This window comes from Marinobacter sp. L-13 (assembly GCF_056857715.1).
The window spans coordinates 1-14610 of record NZ_JBSXNQ010000024.1; the positions used below are offsets into that span (position 1 = coordinate 1).

Sequence of the window (14610 nt, forward strand, 5' to 3'; positions counted from 1 at the left end):
GTCACTGCCGCTCAGGCTCACCACCCTCACAGTAGGTGGGATTGGTTCGTTACTTCCTCATGAAGCACCGGTTCAATATTCCAGATAGACTCGTGGTCCATTTGAGCTTCCATGCTCGCCCTGGACTCCGGGCACACGATAAGCGATATCGGCCGCGTCTTTGCGTCTTGTTTGCGCATCTCTTTCGGACCAGGCCACCAGTTTCAGAAGGGCCAATCCCTGAGGACTGGCAACAGGCAACTCCAGCTCTGACTCTGACTCTGACTCTGACTCTGCTGCTATCATCAACCAGTCGGCGTTATTCAGGGCATCCTGAAAACCGACCACGCTCATTTGCACTTCGCCAGAAGGCGGCCATTGAATAACTGAATCGTCACTTTCAACAGCTCCAAAAGGAAGAATGTCGATGGGTGCGCCGTTCGGGCCGTGCAAACGATGAGGGAGATCGGTTTTGGTATAACCTTTGCCAATCAAACTATCGCGGATGCGTTCAAAATCAGCCCAATCCGGGACCTGAACGGCAAGATCGATATCCATTGTTGCCCGTTGAATGGGTGCTCCATAGGCGTGATGCATTACCAGATCACGGGCGGAGGCGCCGACAATGATGAATGGCACATCCTGATCCACGGCGACACACTTGATGGCTCCGTAGGTCTTCAATTGAGTCGGATCAATATTCTTGGAATCGATCTTTAATCTGGGCATAAAGCCGCTCCGCTGCTTCCAGGTTACGCGAGTCGCCGGTCATCAGGAGGTCAGCATAGACAAGAATATCTGGGGCAATCCCAGGAGTTTGGTTTACGTTGAGTGAATCAGCGAGCCAGAATTTCTCGTTGATCTGCAATGTCTCGGACGTATTGGGTGAATTGCCCGGGCTTTTACGAAGCCTATATTCCATCACCAAGCTTTTCAGCTTTTCTCGGGGCAGATAAATAGTCCCCTGGGCAGGCGACAGATAGTTGCCCAGCCGAGAGACGGCAACTTCCCCGCCCCAACACCCACCCAGAAGCTCCGGCCGGATTTTCTTCCACGGCATCGCAGAGGTTGCCTGAAATAGCCCCATGTCCAACTCGGGTAGCAGTTTTTCCGGGTAGGACTCGGCCCAGCGATCAAGCAGCCCCATAGGGTTCTCAAGTGACCTTGCGCCCTTCTTTCCATGTTCTCGAACATAGCCCTTGTCTTTCAGGTCATTCAGAACCCAGCCGATGGCTCCGAGGGAAACACCGCTGACTTCTGCCATTTTTCGATAAGTTTCACCGACCAGATGAGGGTCCATTAGAAAACTGAAAATCAGCTTTAAACCAGATGAATTAAAGGCTCGGGAGGTTTTCCTTGCTGATGCATGAACCGGCCTTTTGCGATTACCTTTTACGAAGATGAAGAATGTCTTTTCGTTCAGATAAGCATTGCCGGCGGCGTCAATGAACTGTGCGCCGGCTTCTCGAAGGCGGTCTGCCATATTCGGGTTTACGTAATCAGCGACCAGCAATGCGGGCGGCGGCATTCGCCGTAGCTGAGCGACAATAGTGCCTATATTCGCCTGCTGCGCCCAGCGCTTCAGCTCAACGCTGTACTGGATGCCCGTATCGCCCAGTTCAAGAATGAGGCCATCAGAGCAGGGCATCACTTCACTCTCGACAGTAGGGTGTAAGTCTAAACCTGTCTCTTGATGGAACGCGCGGATTGCCTGGCTTAGAAATGCGCGCTCGTTGATTGATGGTTTCATAGCCTCTCCAACATTATGTTCACAAAATAGCACTGTTCATTAATAATGAACAAGACTTTTAAGTGAACAAGAGCTCAGGAGCGCTATTGTCTGTCCTCCGGAGAAACAGGCCATAGATTCACATTCTCTCCGGGGGGCCAACTTGGCGCTGCGCCGTCCCTACCTCAATGCTTAGACAACCCCATACAATTGGCATAGAAGGTCGTTGTCGCCGGCCAATCCGAGAAAACCCCAATCACACCTACCTCACGGGCCAGAACATCGATCACGGTGAGCACGTCGCCGTCGTTGTTAATGGCATCGGTCACCGTCTGGTAATACCAGCCGCCGCCCTTTTCCAGCGGACCGCTGCGCTCAACGGTCCAGGCAATCAGGTCCAGGCCGGCTTCGCGCGCATTCTCCGCGTACCGGGACGGAACGATTTGCCTCTGGCTGTCCAGAGTCAGCAGCTTCCAGAGCGCCGGCGCCAGAATGTTCACACCCCTACTTTTAAGGTAAGCCATATAGGTTGCGGACGCGTTCACAAGGGTAGACTCAGATTGGTCGAGGAAGACTGCTTGCCGACCAAATTCCGGCATCTCGTCTACCCAGAAAAGAACGTCCTTCAAATTGAAGGACTGGGGCCAGACGTCTTCCGGCTGCACACCGGCATCGATGTAATCCTGGATCATTTGGCGGGCATAGTCTTGCTGGCTGTAATCCCCCTCAAAGGGCATAGCAACCACCGGTGATTTCAATTCCGGAGTGAACTTCGCGCCCAGAGCCCTGAACAACTCGATGCTCTCCTGATGAGTCATCAAGGTGCCCCGGCTGGAGTAGAGATCAGTGCGCCAGTCTGCGGTGCCAGCCAGGTATTCCTCCGGCGTGGTTGCCATTGGGTTGTGGGCATCCATCTTGCCCTCCAGTGACTTGAACTCGGCCAGAGTGATATCGCTGGTGCGACACTCGGCCTGTGCCGGCGTGCCCGTGGCAGGATCGGCGGGCACAAAAGGCTGGGTACACTTGGCGTTCAATGCAGGGACGGCAACGATATTGGTGGTGGTATGAAGGTCGTCCTGGGCATGTCGGCAAACCAGTTCCCGATCCCTGGTGAAGGCGACATCACATTCCAGAATACCCGCACCCATGCGCGCTGCCGCAATGTAGGATTCACGGGTATGTTCGGGAAACTGCAGGGGCGCGCCACGATGGCCGATGGAGAAATCCGTTTTCTCGACAGTGTCGGTATTGCAGGCTTGCAGGCGCTCTTTGAGCGGACTGTCGTCCATTGCACCAACCAGCCAGAAAGGCCGTGGTCCCAGATGGACCGAGGGCTCCGACTGTTCAGGCGCCAGCGCAATTGATTGCGGGGAGAGCTCTTCAACGGTCGCCGCTTGTACCAGGGAAAGTACCGAGCACAGCACCAGCCCCGAAAGGATCCGTAACATCATAACCTCCTCCTTGTGAGACCGATGATACCCTATCAACAGTCTCCCCAAGGAGGATTACGGCCAATTGACAGCCGATGCTGGATTATCTGGCAGGTTGCCCTCAGCTAGCCGCCGAAGCCTCATACTCGCGAATCATGGCAAACAACTGGTCCTTCAGATTCAGCCGCTTCTTTTTGAGGTTTTCCAGATACTCATCGGAGGTGTTTTCAGCGCCCGTTTCAACGCGATGAACGGCATGGTCCACTTCATGATATTCGTCAAACAGCTTGGCGAAGTGAGTGCTGTTGGTCTTCAGCAGGTGAATAGCTTCTTTGGATTCCGGCAGTTCGTGAATCAGATCGTGTTTTTCCAGGGACATTCGCGCAGTCTCCATGAATGTGGGGGAGATGAGATGTATTTGACTCATTCCAGTGTATGGCTAGCCGCGCTTGCCAGTCTTGATCCCCGTCAAGCGCCAGTGAGCCTGTGCGCTCAATTACCGCGCAGGTTCATCATTCCGGATACGGAGAAAGCTGGGAAAGCGAGGCAGACCCGTGGCTGTGAGGCCGTAGTGCTTGAATGTGATCGTGGTTCCGGGTCTCGGAGGAGACGCTCGCTCGGAATCGCTGAACCCCGAACCAATCCGGAATTGCCTGCCATCGTCCAACTCCACCAGCAGTGACCCCATCAGTCCTTCGTATTTGCCCTTTCCCGGAAGATGATGAACAACCACGGCTTCGGCATCCTGATACTGTTTTACTTTCAGTAGATCATTGGAGCGCCCACTTCGGTAATGACTGGACCCCAGCTTCAACATCAAACCCTCTGCGCCGCCGTCGACCATCTTATCCAGACGCTGCATCAGTTTCTCATGGGTGCCCGCCCGTTGCTGATCGACAAGCGCCATGTAGGGTGATTCAACCTCTTGGATTAATACACGTAGCCGGGCCAAACGTTGATCGAAGGTTGCCTCCTTATCCGGAAGATCAAACACCATGAACCGAATCCGCCGCCAATCGTCGTCATCGGGCACCACCTGACGCACCGCCCCTGACAATTCCGCAAAACGGCCCCGCCCCATCCAGAGCTCACCGTCCAGGGGACGTGCCGGAAACCCTCTGGTGAACCAACCGGGTGCCCGATACTCATGACCGCCACGGGAAAGAAATCGCTCGCCGGTCCAGTATGCACGCACCCCGTCGAGCTTTTCACTGACCCAGTAGCCGTCCAAAGGCATGCCCTTTTGATACACGTTGGCAAGTGTCAGCTCGGGCGGTTTCGCTACCGCCATAGGGGAAAACAGAAGGGAGATCAGCACCGGCAGCGCGGCGCTGAACAATCGAAACGGCATGGCAATTCCTTTGCTCTCAGTTGCTTTTTCCTACAGAGGTCAGACTTTCCTTTCCGCCCCTGGTCATCATCCGCGTATTAGTCGTTTCCGCAGGTGCTCCTCACCTTTTCCCGGAAATCCTCACGAATACGGGTATTCTCGGCCTCATTGACATAAACCCGCTCGCCCTGATCGTTGATGTTGTAAAAGGTCGAAACGCTGGCAAGAAACTTGAGACGCGCCCGAAGCTTTTTACACAGCTCGGCTTGCTTCTCCGCTTTCTCTTCAGCCTTGGCATTCGCCGCCTGCCGCGCCTCACGCTCTTCCTGCTGCTGATCCAGAAAATCGGTCATCTTCTGATGCCGTTCCCTGGCACCCGCATCTACGCTGGCCGGGGCGGAGTGAACTTTAACTTCGCTTGATGCCGCTTTAGCCGGTGGACGGTCTCCGAAATGGGTCTGGCCATTGGCGTCAACCCATTTGTAGACGCCTGCGTTTGCGGAGAGGGGGATAAGCAATATTAAGATTACCATTGATTTCACAGAAGCTCCTTTTCGACCAAAACCTAGCATTCCATGTTGATCAGTTTTATGTGGTTGTTGATTCTTGCTGCAATAATGTTCAACTTTGCTTCAAAGAATGCCGGCAAGCGCAAGATACCAAAGATCTCAATTATATTCTTAGTAGTGTGTTTCCAGACGTTCAAATCGGTTATAAAAACCCCTTGCACCAAAAATCACACATAAAAAGCTAATCTAAACTACCTACTTCCTTTTTTGGGTATGCGACTACTATTACTTTTCGATGTTCCGGGGCAGCTTTTCTTGATGCGCGTTTCCCTGCATCATTGAAGACGCCTCGCCCTTCAAAGCTCACAGAACCGCTTGATATTCCCAACGCAAACAGGAAATCGGCGACCGATTTTGCGCGATCGAACGAAAGTTTTTCATTCTGCGCTTCCTCACCCAGTGGGTCTGTGTATCCCAGCAATCTGACAGCGAAATGAGATTCGCTGTCGATAATCTTGGCAATGGCTCTGAACTTGAGCTTCATCGTTTCTGTCAGCTCATGGCTACCCAACCCATACCCTGGAACAGGTAATTTCTGACCGAGATCGCTCTTTGACCAATGCGCCAAGACCGAGTCTGCGTAGTTCTGGATAGATCGTTCAATGTCCACGAGCAACGTCACTTCATCAAATGTAACCCGCACACTTTTACCGATTCTGGAAATGTGGGCGGAAAAAACGCGTTCCAATGGCCCATGTTCAGGGTAGGTAGCGGATATGTAGAACTGATCCGATTGCGCCCCATCTGCTTGATCGGGATAAAAGACGCTCCATCCCTTGATCGAGCCACATGAGCTACCTTCACAAGAAAACGCGATCCGATAACCCTCTTTTCGAAGAACCTTTTCAGCCAGGCTGAACGCGGTCAAAGAGCCAATATGGGATGGGAGATCCAGAACCCTTCTATCGATTTTTCCTTCGTAAATTCTGGATTTATCTGCCTTGAAACCTTCAGTCTCACCAGGCGAACTTGGGTACAGGTAATTCAACGTGCCCAGCACGAGCTCGTATTGACCAAAGTCTGTCTGCTGCCTCGAGTATTCATGCGCACCATCCAAGCCTTTATATAGTTGGCTTGATATCGACGCAGCTGAGCTGGGGGGCACAGAAAACAAACACGCGATTGCTGGAAAGAGCCTGAGTAAAATGATCCATTTCATGAAAGAAACTCCTTTTAAAAATGCGCGCCCAAAGACTACCAGCGGATTGGCGTTTGCATTCGAACCACACTCATAGCGCTGACAGGCAGATAATATGAGCTATTTATGAGGGATAATGCTCTGCACGCCCTCCAGTGAGGGTTTTTGGCGCCTGGTAGGCTCGCATAGGTCTGATAAATAAGATAATTTACAAATGGCACAATCATTTCGTAGCACCAATGCCCACGAATCTTTAGCAAATTCGCATCCTGAAGATTAATTCTCACAGTGCCTGTCCCTGCCTTCACAACCTTCTCCGAAGCGCTTCGCACGTTGAGATTATCGTTTGGCATCTGCTTGATTCGTCTCTCTCGCCTATTGTTATCGAGGTAGTGCTGGGCTCGCTCAAACTCTTTATAAATGGCCTTGGTCGGAGAAATAATGTCCACCTTACCGATTGGCGCTGCGGGTACCTTCATCGCTGCATACAAAGACGTTCGCCTGATAATCAGTTCCGAGTAGGTGGCATCCCTCAGATATAACGGGGCCATGGCCTCGGCCAGTTTTTTTTCCATTGCAGCCTTATTTGCGTGGGTGATCGAGCCCTCTCTCGCAGCCTGAAAAGTCGCATTGTTCATAGTGGACTTGGCGTTATAGAGGAAGCCCATCTGAATTATGCCAAGCGTTAGCATGAGCAGAATTGGCCACAACCACACGCTCTCTATGATGAAAGAACCTTGTTGCTTGAAGTGACGTCCTTGTCTCTTCATGGTTGCGCTTCCCGCCCTATTTCACCAAGTGTTCAATCAGTGCTTCCCGGGAACGAGCCAGTATTGCGGAACCAGGTGTATCACTCGGAAAGTAATGCTGTGCGTTGTCCAGAACAGCAAGACTCTGCTTGAGCCTCGTCAAGGAGAGGTTGCTCCAGCCACGAATATCGTCCGGACGTAGCTCTGTGCATTTTTCAAACATCCTGACCGCCGCCTCCAATTGGCCAGTCCGCACATAAATATTGCCTAACCGAAGCCACGGCTCATAAGAATCGGGTCGGATCCGAGACACTTTCCGGTAGGACGCCTCAGCCTCAGTGAGCAATCCCGTCTCGTACTGGGCAGCTGCTTTCTCCAACCAGAAAGCAAATTCTGAGTTCTCTTTCTTTCCGGGCGTGGATGCGCAGCCCGCAACGAGAAACATTACCCCCAAAATAAGAAGACGAAACTTCTGCACACTGGCTTTTAAACCCATATCAGGACCTTTACTGTTCAAAATTCAAGTATTCGCCAACTTTTAGAACCGGCGATACGACTTCACCCGCCTTTAATTCCAATACATATTTTGCACCCGGGACAAACAAGCAACGTCCGGACCGCACGTTGAAGTAACTGCGAATCAAGCGACGTTTTTTATCCAGAAAATACACGTCGATTTCAAAGGTCATGCCAATCGTGTGTATTGAGGAACACGGGTATATAAGGAGGCCATCGATCGTTCTCGCTAAACCTTCTTTCTTGAAACCCATGAGTCGTTTCATCCAAGTGTCGGCATGACCGATCGTTATGCAATAGCCATTCCCGGACTCCAACGTGGATCTTCGATACGTAGCGTCAAACAACACAAGTTTCTCTTCGGCTCGCCGGGTAAAGCCCTTTGAAACCGGCATTACATTTCATATAAAAATTTCATCGCAATCGGAAACCCGAGTACGATAAATGTCATCGGAAATATAAATGCCACCAAAGGGAAGATCAGTTTGACCGGCGCTTCCATTGCCATCTTTTCCGCGCGCTGAAACCGCTCCACTCGACGCTGATCCGCCTGAATCTTTAACGTTTCGCCCAAGCTACTCCCTGTTTTCTCTGCCTGTGCAACTGCGGTTACAAAACTGGTTATTTCCTTCAACTCCAGTCTTTCTGCCAGCGCGCGGAGTGCATCCACCCGATGCATGCCAGCCCGTATGTCCCGCATGACCTTTTCAAGCTCCAGTTTTAATGCCCCTGCAGGCCCTTTCTCGATTGCCTGGGTCATTGCGCCGGAAAGGTTCATTCCGGCCTGGACCGCCATTGTCAAAAAATCCAGAAAGGTTGGCAGTTGCTTCAATATCATTGTTTCTCGTTTCTTGCGCCGGTCCCTGAGGGAAAGAGAAGGCATAACCCACCCCACAATAAATGCGAGAGGCAGGTAAAAAGGGGTAAACGCCTCCAGAAGCCACATCATCAACGCAAAAACACCAGACGCAGAAATGGCCGCAAGAATCTTGAGCCCGACAAACTCATCCGCCGTCATCAAGTAAGCAACGCCTGACCGACGCATCTGCCGATAATAGTATTCAAGGACATCGGTAGGAAAACGCTCCCCCAGATAGAACGCAAAAACCCTCACCACAGGCCACATGACCCGCAAGCCGGCTGGTAAAGGGTCCATGTAATCACGCTGGGAGTCCGGAACAGACGATTTGATATTTCGTATCGCGAGAATGAAGAACGCGACTGCCAGGAAGGCGGCGACAAACAACATCGATTTCATGAGAGTCATTATCTGGGCCTCAGACATCAATGGTTATGATTTTTTTAATAAAGTGATATCCGAGGAGTTCGAAAACGATGATGACGGCGCAAACTCCCCATCCGACGGGATCTGTCCATAATCTGGACATGGCTGATGGCTCAATGTGATAGATGATCAAGGCAAGAAACAGAGGAAGTGCTGCCATCACAATTCCCTGATATTTCCCCTGTGCCGTGAGCGCCCTGATCTTCCCCTCCATTTCAAGTTTCCGTCTAATCGTCTGCCCAAGTCGCTCAAGCGTATCGGACAGTTGTCCTCCAATTTCCCGGGATATCTTGATACCTGATGTCACCAGGACCAATTCCTGCAGAGGCATCCGATCACAGAGATTATCCAGCGCGACCGGATACTCTGTACCCATTCGCAGTTCTTTCTGGAGCAGGCCGAACTCCTGTCTGATCGGTCCCGATATCTCGGCGAGAACAGTGTCCAGAGCGGTGGACATGTTGCCCCCGGCCCGCATGCTGTTTGCAAGGGCAAGAAGAAAGTCCGGCAAATCGGACAAAAACTGGTTGCGCCGTCGTGAACGGAAGAATCCATACAACCAACTCGGGAACCAGGCACCAGCAGTCGCTGCAATCAGGGCAATTACAATGGCTCCGCTAGCCAACCAGGCAATAATGAATACCAGCAAAAGCGAAACGATGTTTGCGATATAAAGCTTCTTGGGATCGATAAAAATGAACAGGTCTGAAAGGTTTGCTCGTGCAGCCTCAGTGAATCTCTCTTCGTATCGCTGGACACCAATTTTAATGTAATAAAAACAGATAGCCGCGAGCAGAAGGGCTAGCAGTGAGGAAGCAAAAACGGCAACCAATACGGTGTCAGACATGCCTGACTTCCTTTTCTTGATGATTTTCCGGCCGTCGATCGAAAATCGACAGGTCAACACGGGCTCCCTGTTCTGCCAGCTTTTCGTAGAACTCCGGAATAAGACCCGTTGCTTCGAACACCCCTCTGACCTTCCCATCACTTCCATAACCTGTCTGGCGGAAGCGAAAGATTTCCGCCAACTGAACCGTATTCCCCTCTATACCGGTCACTTCGGTAATCGATGTCACTTTTCGACTACCACAGGAGAACCGGGTTTGCTGCACGATAATATTTACTGCCGAAGAGATTTGCTCACGGATAGCAGCCAACGGCATCTCAAAGCCACTCATCATCACCAGGACTTCGAGCCTTGATACGCAGTCACGCGGAGAATTGGAGTGAATCGTTGTGAGTGATCCGTCATGGCCGGTATTCATGGCCTGTAACATATCCAGCGCCTCCCCGCCCCGGCACTCTCCCACCACGATCCGGTCTGGCCTCATTCGCAGGCAGTTCTTGACCAGATCCCGGATGGAAACGACGCCCTTACCCTCCTGATTAGCAGGTCTTGCCTCCAGGCCCACAAGGTTCGGCTGAACCAGACTCAACTCGGCCGCGTCCTCGACCGTAATGATTCGCTCAGAATCAGGGATAAAATTCGACAGCACATTAAGCAGAGTGGTTTTGCCCGATCCGGTGCCACCCGAGATAATCACATTTCTTTTAGCTTTCACCGCAATCTCGATGAACTCGATCATCGCAGCGCTGACGGATCCGAAATCAATAAGGTTTTGAGCTCTCAATCTTTCCTTGGCGAATTTACGGATAGTGATGCTCGGCCCTTTCAATGCGAGGGGAGGGATCACGGCGTTTACTCGTGATCCATCTGCCAACCTTGCGTCCACCATTGGCGAACTTTCGTCAATCCTCCGTCCCAATGGAGCGACGATTCTTTCAATTGCACTGATGACTGCCTTGTCGTCGCTGAATGTCACATTGGATTTTTTCAAGCGTCCATTCTGTTCAAAAAACAGCTGATCGGCCGAATTAACCATGATTTCTGTTATCGAGTCGTCGGCGAGTAATTCTTCCAGTGGCCCCAGCCCCACAGCCTCTGCAAGAGACTGCCTGGCAAGTTCTTCAGGGTCGATTTCCAGAGGCAGGTCCTCTGCGTCATTAACAATTCGATCAATTGCTTCCCCGATAACCGCTCGCAGCTCGCCGTCACTCAGGTTATTAACATCAATCCGTCGCAGATCAAGGAGCTTAACGAGCCGGTCTCGAACGCAGACCCGCCAGGTCGCATAGAGTTCTTCGTGCTCAGAGACACTGGACTTAGAGACTGCTTCCGACTCGGATTTGTTTGCGGAAACCGGTGAGAACAATCCGGTTTGCTGGCTTATGCCGGCAGTCTCGCAAGCAGAACTGCCTTGAGATCGCTTGCTGATAACCTGAAGAGCGTAATCTCCGATTACTATCGAGTCCTCAAGCTTTATGGGGCCATGAACGGAAACCTTGGCACCATTTACGATTACACCGGTTCTTGAAAAGTTATCTTCGATAAAAACGCCTTCTTCTCGCTCTGAAAGCCAGGCATGTACTCCACCGACCTTCCGTCCCTGAAGAACAATCATGTTGTCGCGGTCGCGTCCAATTCGGCATTTCTCCTCTGCGCAGTGGACCTTCTGAAGAACCTTGCCCCTCTTTGAAGCTACCTGTATCTCGAACATGGCTTAATCCATCAACGATTCGTTCAGTTTTCCATCCGCCCAGGGTTTGGACATCCGGCGCCCCAGTTCCAACAGCTCCCTGTTCTTCTGGCTGTCCGCTGATATCAGCTGCGGAGTCACAAACATGACAATTTCCGTTTTTTCCTCAATCGTTTCGGTAGATCGGAACAACGCGCCGAGAAAAGGAATGTCTCCAAGAAAGGGCATTTTTGTCGACTGGTCAGAGGTGTTGGCGGCCGCCAAACCGGAGATAACGATGGTTTCTTCGGCCTTGACGTTAATGACGTTCGCAACGTTTCTGGTCAACAGACCAGGCGTGTCTCCCGCCTGATTAGCACGATCTATGGAACTTACCTCCGCGGCGATGCTTGTCATGATGTTGCCCTCTCCATCGACTACAGGCTCGATTTCAAGGGCGATCCCGTAGGAGCGAAACTGGATGACAGGCCGGCCCAACTCATCAATCGTCTGATAGGGGAGCTCACCGCCAGAGTTGAATTCCGCTAACTCCCCACTTCGGGTCACCAGCTTGGGAGAGGCGAGAATCGACGCTTCGCCGCTTTCTGCCATTAAATCAATCTGGGAACCCAGACCACTACTCAGGCCGGCATAGCCATAGAAACTGTCTACTCCGGCGCCACCGACCGCAGTAAGAATCTCCTCAGAAAAATCATTTGCATCGGGAGAAAAAACGGCAAACCGTGAATTGGTCCCAAACGGCGCGTACAGTCCTACCGATGGCCCCGCCGCAACCTGGCCCCAGCGGATACCAAGTTGCTCGGCTGCTTTACGATTTACCTCAATGATCTGCACGTTCATCAACACCATGTCTTTCATGGTGAACGCTTTTTCCGTAGTCAGATCGAGGCTTCCCGGTAACGCAGCTGAAAGCTGGGTGACTCTTTCTCTGTCCTCAGGAGAAATCTCGCCCTCGAAGATCAAAACTCCGTTTACCTGCTCCAGTCGAAGATTGGGGATCCTCTCTGCAAATTCCCGCGCAGCCCTCAAGGCTCGGGAGAGGTTTTGCTGGAAAACCGTCACAACGAATCGTGTCCTTCGCTCACCGGCCGTCCAGACTTCCACCGTGCTCTCGCCGACACCATCGGCAATAAAAAGCAATTGGCCGTTATCCAGTGCCCGATAATTAACGACGTCGGAATTTCCAACAGCCACTCTTTTCACGTTTGCCAGATCAAAGACACGCACTTGACCGACAAACATTGATACATAGGTCGTTTCGGCTGCGGTAAGAGAAGAAACCTGAAATCCGAGAATTAATACCAGCAGCAATCTTCGGGCTAACAGCTTTTCCAGGTTGATTATCATGTCAAACATCCTTGTCACTCCGACACAATTGCATGCTGGTTGAGAACCGAACCGACACTGCCTCGGAATTTCTGAGCCAACCGGTATCGATCAATGCCACCGTTGGATTCACCTGGCTCGAGCATTTCATATCGAGCCTCAAGCAAACCGTTCTCCGCTTTCCCCCCGATGCTTTCGATTCCTGCCGCATCCGACTTCAAGCCTCTGGATCCACCCGGGTAGGATGCAACGCTCTGATCGTTCGGATGACGCAAAAGGATATTGAGCGTTTCCTTTTCGCGAGCCATAAGAATTTCGGTGACCAGATAAGCGGGAACAGCAATCGTGATGGTTCCAAAGAATGGCTCCTCCGGGTAAACACCATTGGCCTTGGCGTATTTGGCGTCAATTCTTGTCATGGTGCCTGTTGCCAAAACCTGGACTTTTTCCATCAGGCGTCGGAGCACATAGTCTTTAGAGTCAGAACTTGCTCCCTCCAGCTCACCTGAAATCACCAGGTCAATAAAATCGCCGGCTTCGAGCATTCCGGCCACGGCATTGAGTTCATCGACAGGCAACGTCATAGCCCGCCAACCCTTTTTTAGCTGCGCGGAAAAACTGGATTGATGACTCAGGCCTGAGATGTAGGACTTCAGCAAAGGTCGCCCGGGGTCGAGAGGAACAAGAATGGTCTTCTCCGCGTATAACTCGAACTCTTGAGGAGCTATCGCGTCCTGAGGCAAGTATTTCTGTGGAATATCGGCGATGGCCATATTATCGAGGGTGATCGATTCACCGGGACTGACAGCCGTACTGGCAACCACCACTTCAACGGACGGCCCATCCATTGATGCAGCGGCTTGCTGCAATTCCGCTTCACGAGTGTTTAGGTAAGAGAGTGTGCCCCAACCGGCAAGTCCGGCAAAAAGCAGAGCGAGCAGCACTAGGCCGCCTGTTTTAAGAAAACCAGCCATTAAACAGTTCCATCCTTGGCAAACTACGAAATATTCCCTTCTACAATGGGTAAGACATACCCCAGACGTAATGGTGATGACTATCCTTGAATCCCTGGATCATCATTTCCATCACAGATTCATTCTGACCCGGTATCGGCACAAACAACATTGCCACTGTCACAATCATGACAACGAGGTATTCTGCGGTTGAAGCCCCAGACTGATCTGAACGAAAAAATTTCCGGTCGGCTAAGCATTTGCCACGAAGCATCCTGTGCTCCCAACGCTTAGTCATAGCTTTCCACCAATACCCCATAACTCTCATTTTCAAACCGATTGAAAACGATACTGATTTCACCGCTGCCTTTATTCATCAGCAGCAAAGCCTTATTTCTATCCGCCGGCAATTCCGAGAGCTCTGCCCAGCCATCGGCTAAGTAGCGATTCCGGTAGAAATTGTAATTCGCTTCGATCGACTGGGAGTTCTTGAACTGTATTACTCGCCCGCGCTTGCCGGCATCGTCAGAAAACACATCTGACAGAATTTCCGATCCCGCGGGCTTGGCAAAACCATCCGCCTGATAACCGACCAATTCCATCGGCCTGGATACCGCAAGAAACCCTTTTGAAGATCCCATTGACGATTCCACGACCTGAACTGTGTAGAGGTATGGATCCTCCGATCGGCTGATAACCTGCCAACCTCCAGCTTCCTCTTCGATAAACCCGGGGCTGTCGGGGACCGCCGGTTTTTTCCATTCTCGACGATAGTAACTCAGTACCTCCTCAGGTGGTTGAGCAGTGGAGAACTCCCAGATTTTTGTTGGCAGGCCGTTGATACGCATATCCTCGCCCACAATGACTACGCTGACACTTTCCGGAGAGGGAAACTCAGGCCATTCCATTGCTGATGCTGGCATCCACACTAGGAGTCTGCGCGGCAGAAGCTACATTCTGGCACAATAGATCAAAATTCTTCAGCAACAGGATGACTGATGGGAACCACTTTCCGCCCGTATTCGCCTGGCCAGGAACTGCTTCTTCCCCCGAGCCTGAACGAGTGGCT

At 51.7% G+C, this 14610-nt stretch carries 16 protein-coding genes; all 16 read right to left on the reverse strand.

The genetic code is table 11. From position 1 onward, the window contains the following. Nucleotides 1–72: 72 nt before the first annotated feature. The 16 genes from AC13DD_RS01065 to AC13DD_RS01140 all read right to left on the reverse strand — a co-directional run bounded on the left by AC13DD_RS01065 (nucleotide 73) and on the right by AC13DD_RS01140 (nucleotide 14449). Nucleotides 73–708, reverse strand: a complete 636-nt coding sequence (locus AC13DD_RS01065; RefSeq protein ID WP_482930734.1) for a nucleotidyl transferase AbiEii/AbiGii toxin family protein — start codon at nucleotides 706–708, stop codon at nucleotides 73–75. Next, complete coding sequence (locus AC13DD_RS01070; RefSeq protein ID WP_039882122.1) at nucleotides 674–1729, reverse strand: type IV toxin-antitoxin system AbiEi family antitoxin; 1056 nt, start codon at nucleotides 1727–1729, stop codon at nucleotides 674–676. The genes AC13DD_RS01065 and AC13DD_RS01070 overlap by 35 nt, the downstream gene beginning before the upstream one ends. Before the next feature lie 164 nt (nucleotides 1730–1893). Further along, a complete protein-coding gene (locus tag AC13DD_RS01075; protein ID WP_008175750.1) occupies nucleotides 1894–3159 on the reverse strand; it encodes a glycerophosphodiester phosphodiesterase family protein in 1266 nt (421 codons plus the stop codon). A gap of 100 nt (nucleotides 3160–3259) precedes the next feature. Continuing rightward, on the reverse strand, nucleotides 3260–3517 hold the full coding sequence (locus tag AC13DD_RS01080; protein WP_008175748.1) for an HP1242/YdcH family protein: 258 nt from the start codon (nucleotides 3515–3517) through the stop codon (nucleotides 3260–3262). Nucleotides 3518–3634: 117 nt separating this feature from the next. Beyond that, on the reverse strand, nucleotides 3635–4489 hold the full coding sequence (locus tag AC13DD_RS01085) for a DNA ligase (protein ID WP_482930735.1): 855 nt from the start codon (nucleotides 4487–4489) through the stop codon (nucleotides 3635–3637). Between the two features lie 77 nt (nucleotides 4490–4566). Beyond that, nucleotides 4567–5001, reverse strand: coding sequence for a DUF4124 domain-containing protein (locus AC13DD_RS01090; protein ID WP_482930736.1), 435 nt, complete (start codon nucleotides 4999–5001; stop codon nucleotides 4567–4569). A 217-nt stretch (nucleotides 5002–5218) separates the two neighbouring features. Next, nucleotides 5219–6196, reverse strand: a complete 978-nt coding sequence (locus tag AC13DD_RS01095; RefSeq protein WP_104270899.1) for an OmpA family protein — start codon at nucleotides 6194–6196, stop codon at nucleotides 5219–5221. 35 nt (nucleotides 6197–6231) lie between these two features. After that, nucleotides 6232–6945: a TadE family protein gene (locus AC13DD_RS01100; protein WP_104270900.1), complete on the reverse strand. Its 714-nt coding sequence runs from the start codon at nucleotides 6943–6945 to the stop codon at nucleotides 6232–6234. Between the two features lie 16 nt (nucleotides 6946–6961). Then, nucleotides 6962–7420: a tetratricopeptide repeat protein gene (locus AC13DD_RS01105; RefSeq protein ID WP_104270901.1), complete on the reverse strand. Its 459-nt coding sequence runs from the start codon at nucleotides 7418–7420 to the stop codon at nucleotides 6962–6964. A gap of 10 nt (nucleotides 7421–7430) precedes the next feature. Beyond that, on the reverse strand, nucleotides 7431–7835 hold the full coding sequence (locus tag AC13DD_RS01110; protein WP_104270902.1) for a DUF192 domain-containing protein: 405 nt from the start codon (nucleotides 7833–7835) through the stop codon (nucleotides 7431–7433). Then, the gene (locus tag AC13DD_RS01115; protein ID WP_241956228.1) at nucleotides 7835–8707 is read right to left on the reverse strand and encodes a type II secretion system F family protein; all 873 of its coding nucleotides are present in this window, start codon (nucleotides 8705–8707) and stop codon (nucleotides 7835–7837) included. Before AC13DD_RS01115 ends, AC13DD_RS01110 begins: the two co-directional genes overlap by 1 nt. Nucleotides 8708–8717: 10 nt before the next feature. Beyond that, nucleotides 8718–9572, reverse strand: coding sequence for a type II secretion system F family protein (locus AC13DD_RS01120; protein WP_158254284.1), 855 nt, complete (start codon nucleotides 9570–9572; stop codon nucleotides 8718–8720). After that, nucleotides 9565–11283, reverse strand: coding sequence for a TadA family conjugal transfer-associated ATPase (locus tag AC13DD_RS01125; RefSeq protein ID WP_104270904.1), 1719 nt, complete (start codon nucleotides 11281–11283; stop codon nucleotides 9565–9567). Before AC13DD_RS01125 ends, AC13DD_RS01120 begins: the two co-directional genes overlap by 8 nt. 3 nt (nucleotides 11284–11286) lie before the next feature. Then, nucleotides 11287–12609 (reverse strand): type II and III secretion system protein family protein, encoded by a 1323-nt coding sequence (locus tag AC13DD_RS01130; RefSeq protein WP_158254285.1) that lies wholly within the window; start codon nucleotides 12607–12609, stop codon nucleotides 11287–11289. 14 nt (nucleotides 12610–12623) lie between these two features. Beyond that, the gene (cpaB, locus tag AC13DD_RS01135) at nucleotides 12624–13562 is read right to left on the reverse strand and encodes a Flp pilus assembly protein CpaB (RefSeq protein WP_104270906.1); all 939 of its coding nucleotides are present in this window, start codon (nucleotides 13560–13562) and stop codon (nucleotides 12624–12626) included. 269 nt (nucleotides 13563–13831) lie between these two features. Beyond that, a complete protein-coding gene (locus AC13DD_RS01140; RefSeq protein ID WP_104270908.1) occupies nucleotides 13832–14449 on the reverse strand; it encodes a hypothetical protein in 618 nt (205 codons plus the stop codon). Nucleotides 14450–14610: the final 161 nt, after the last annotated feature.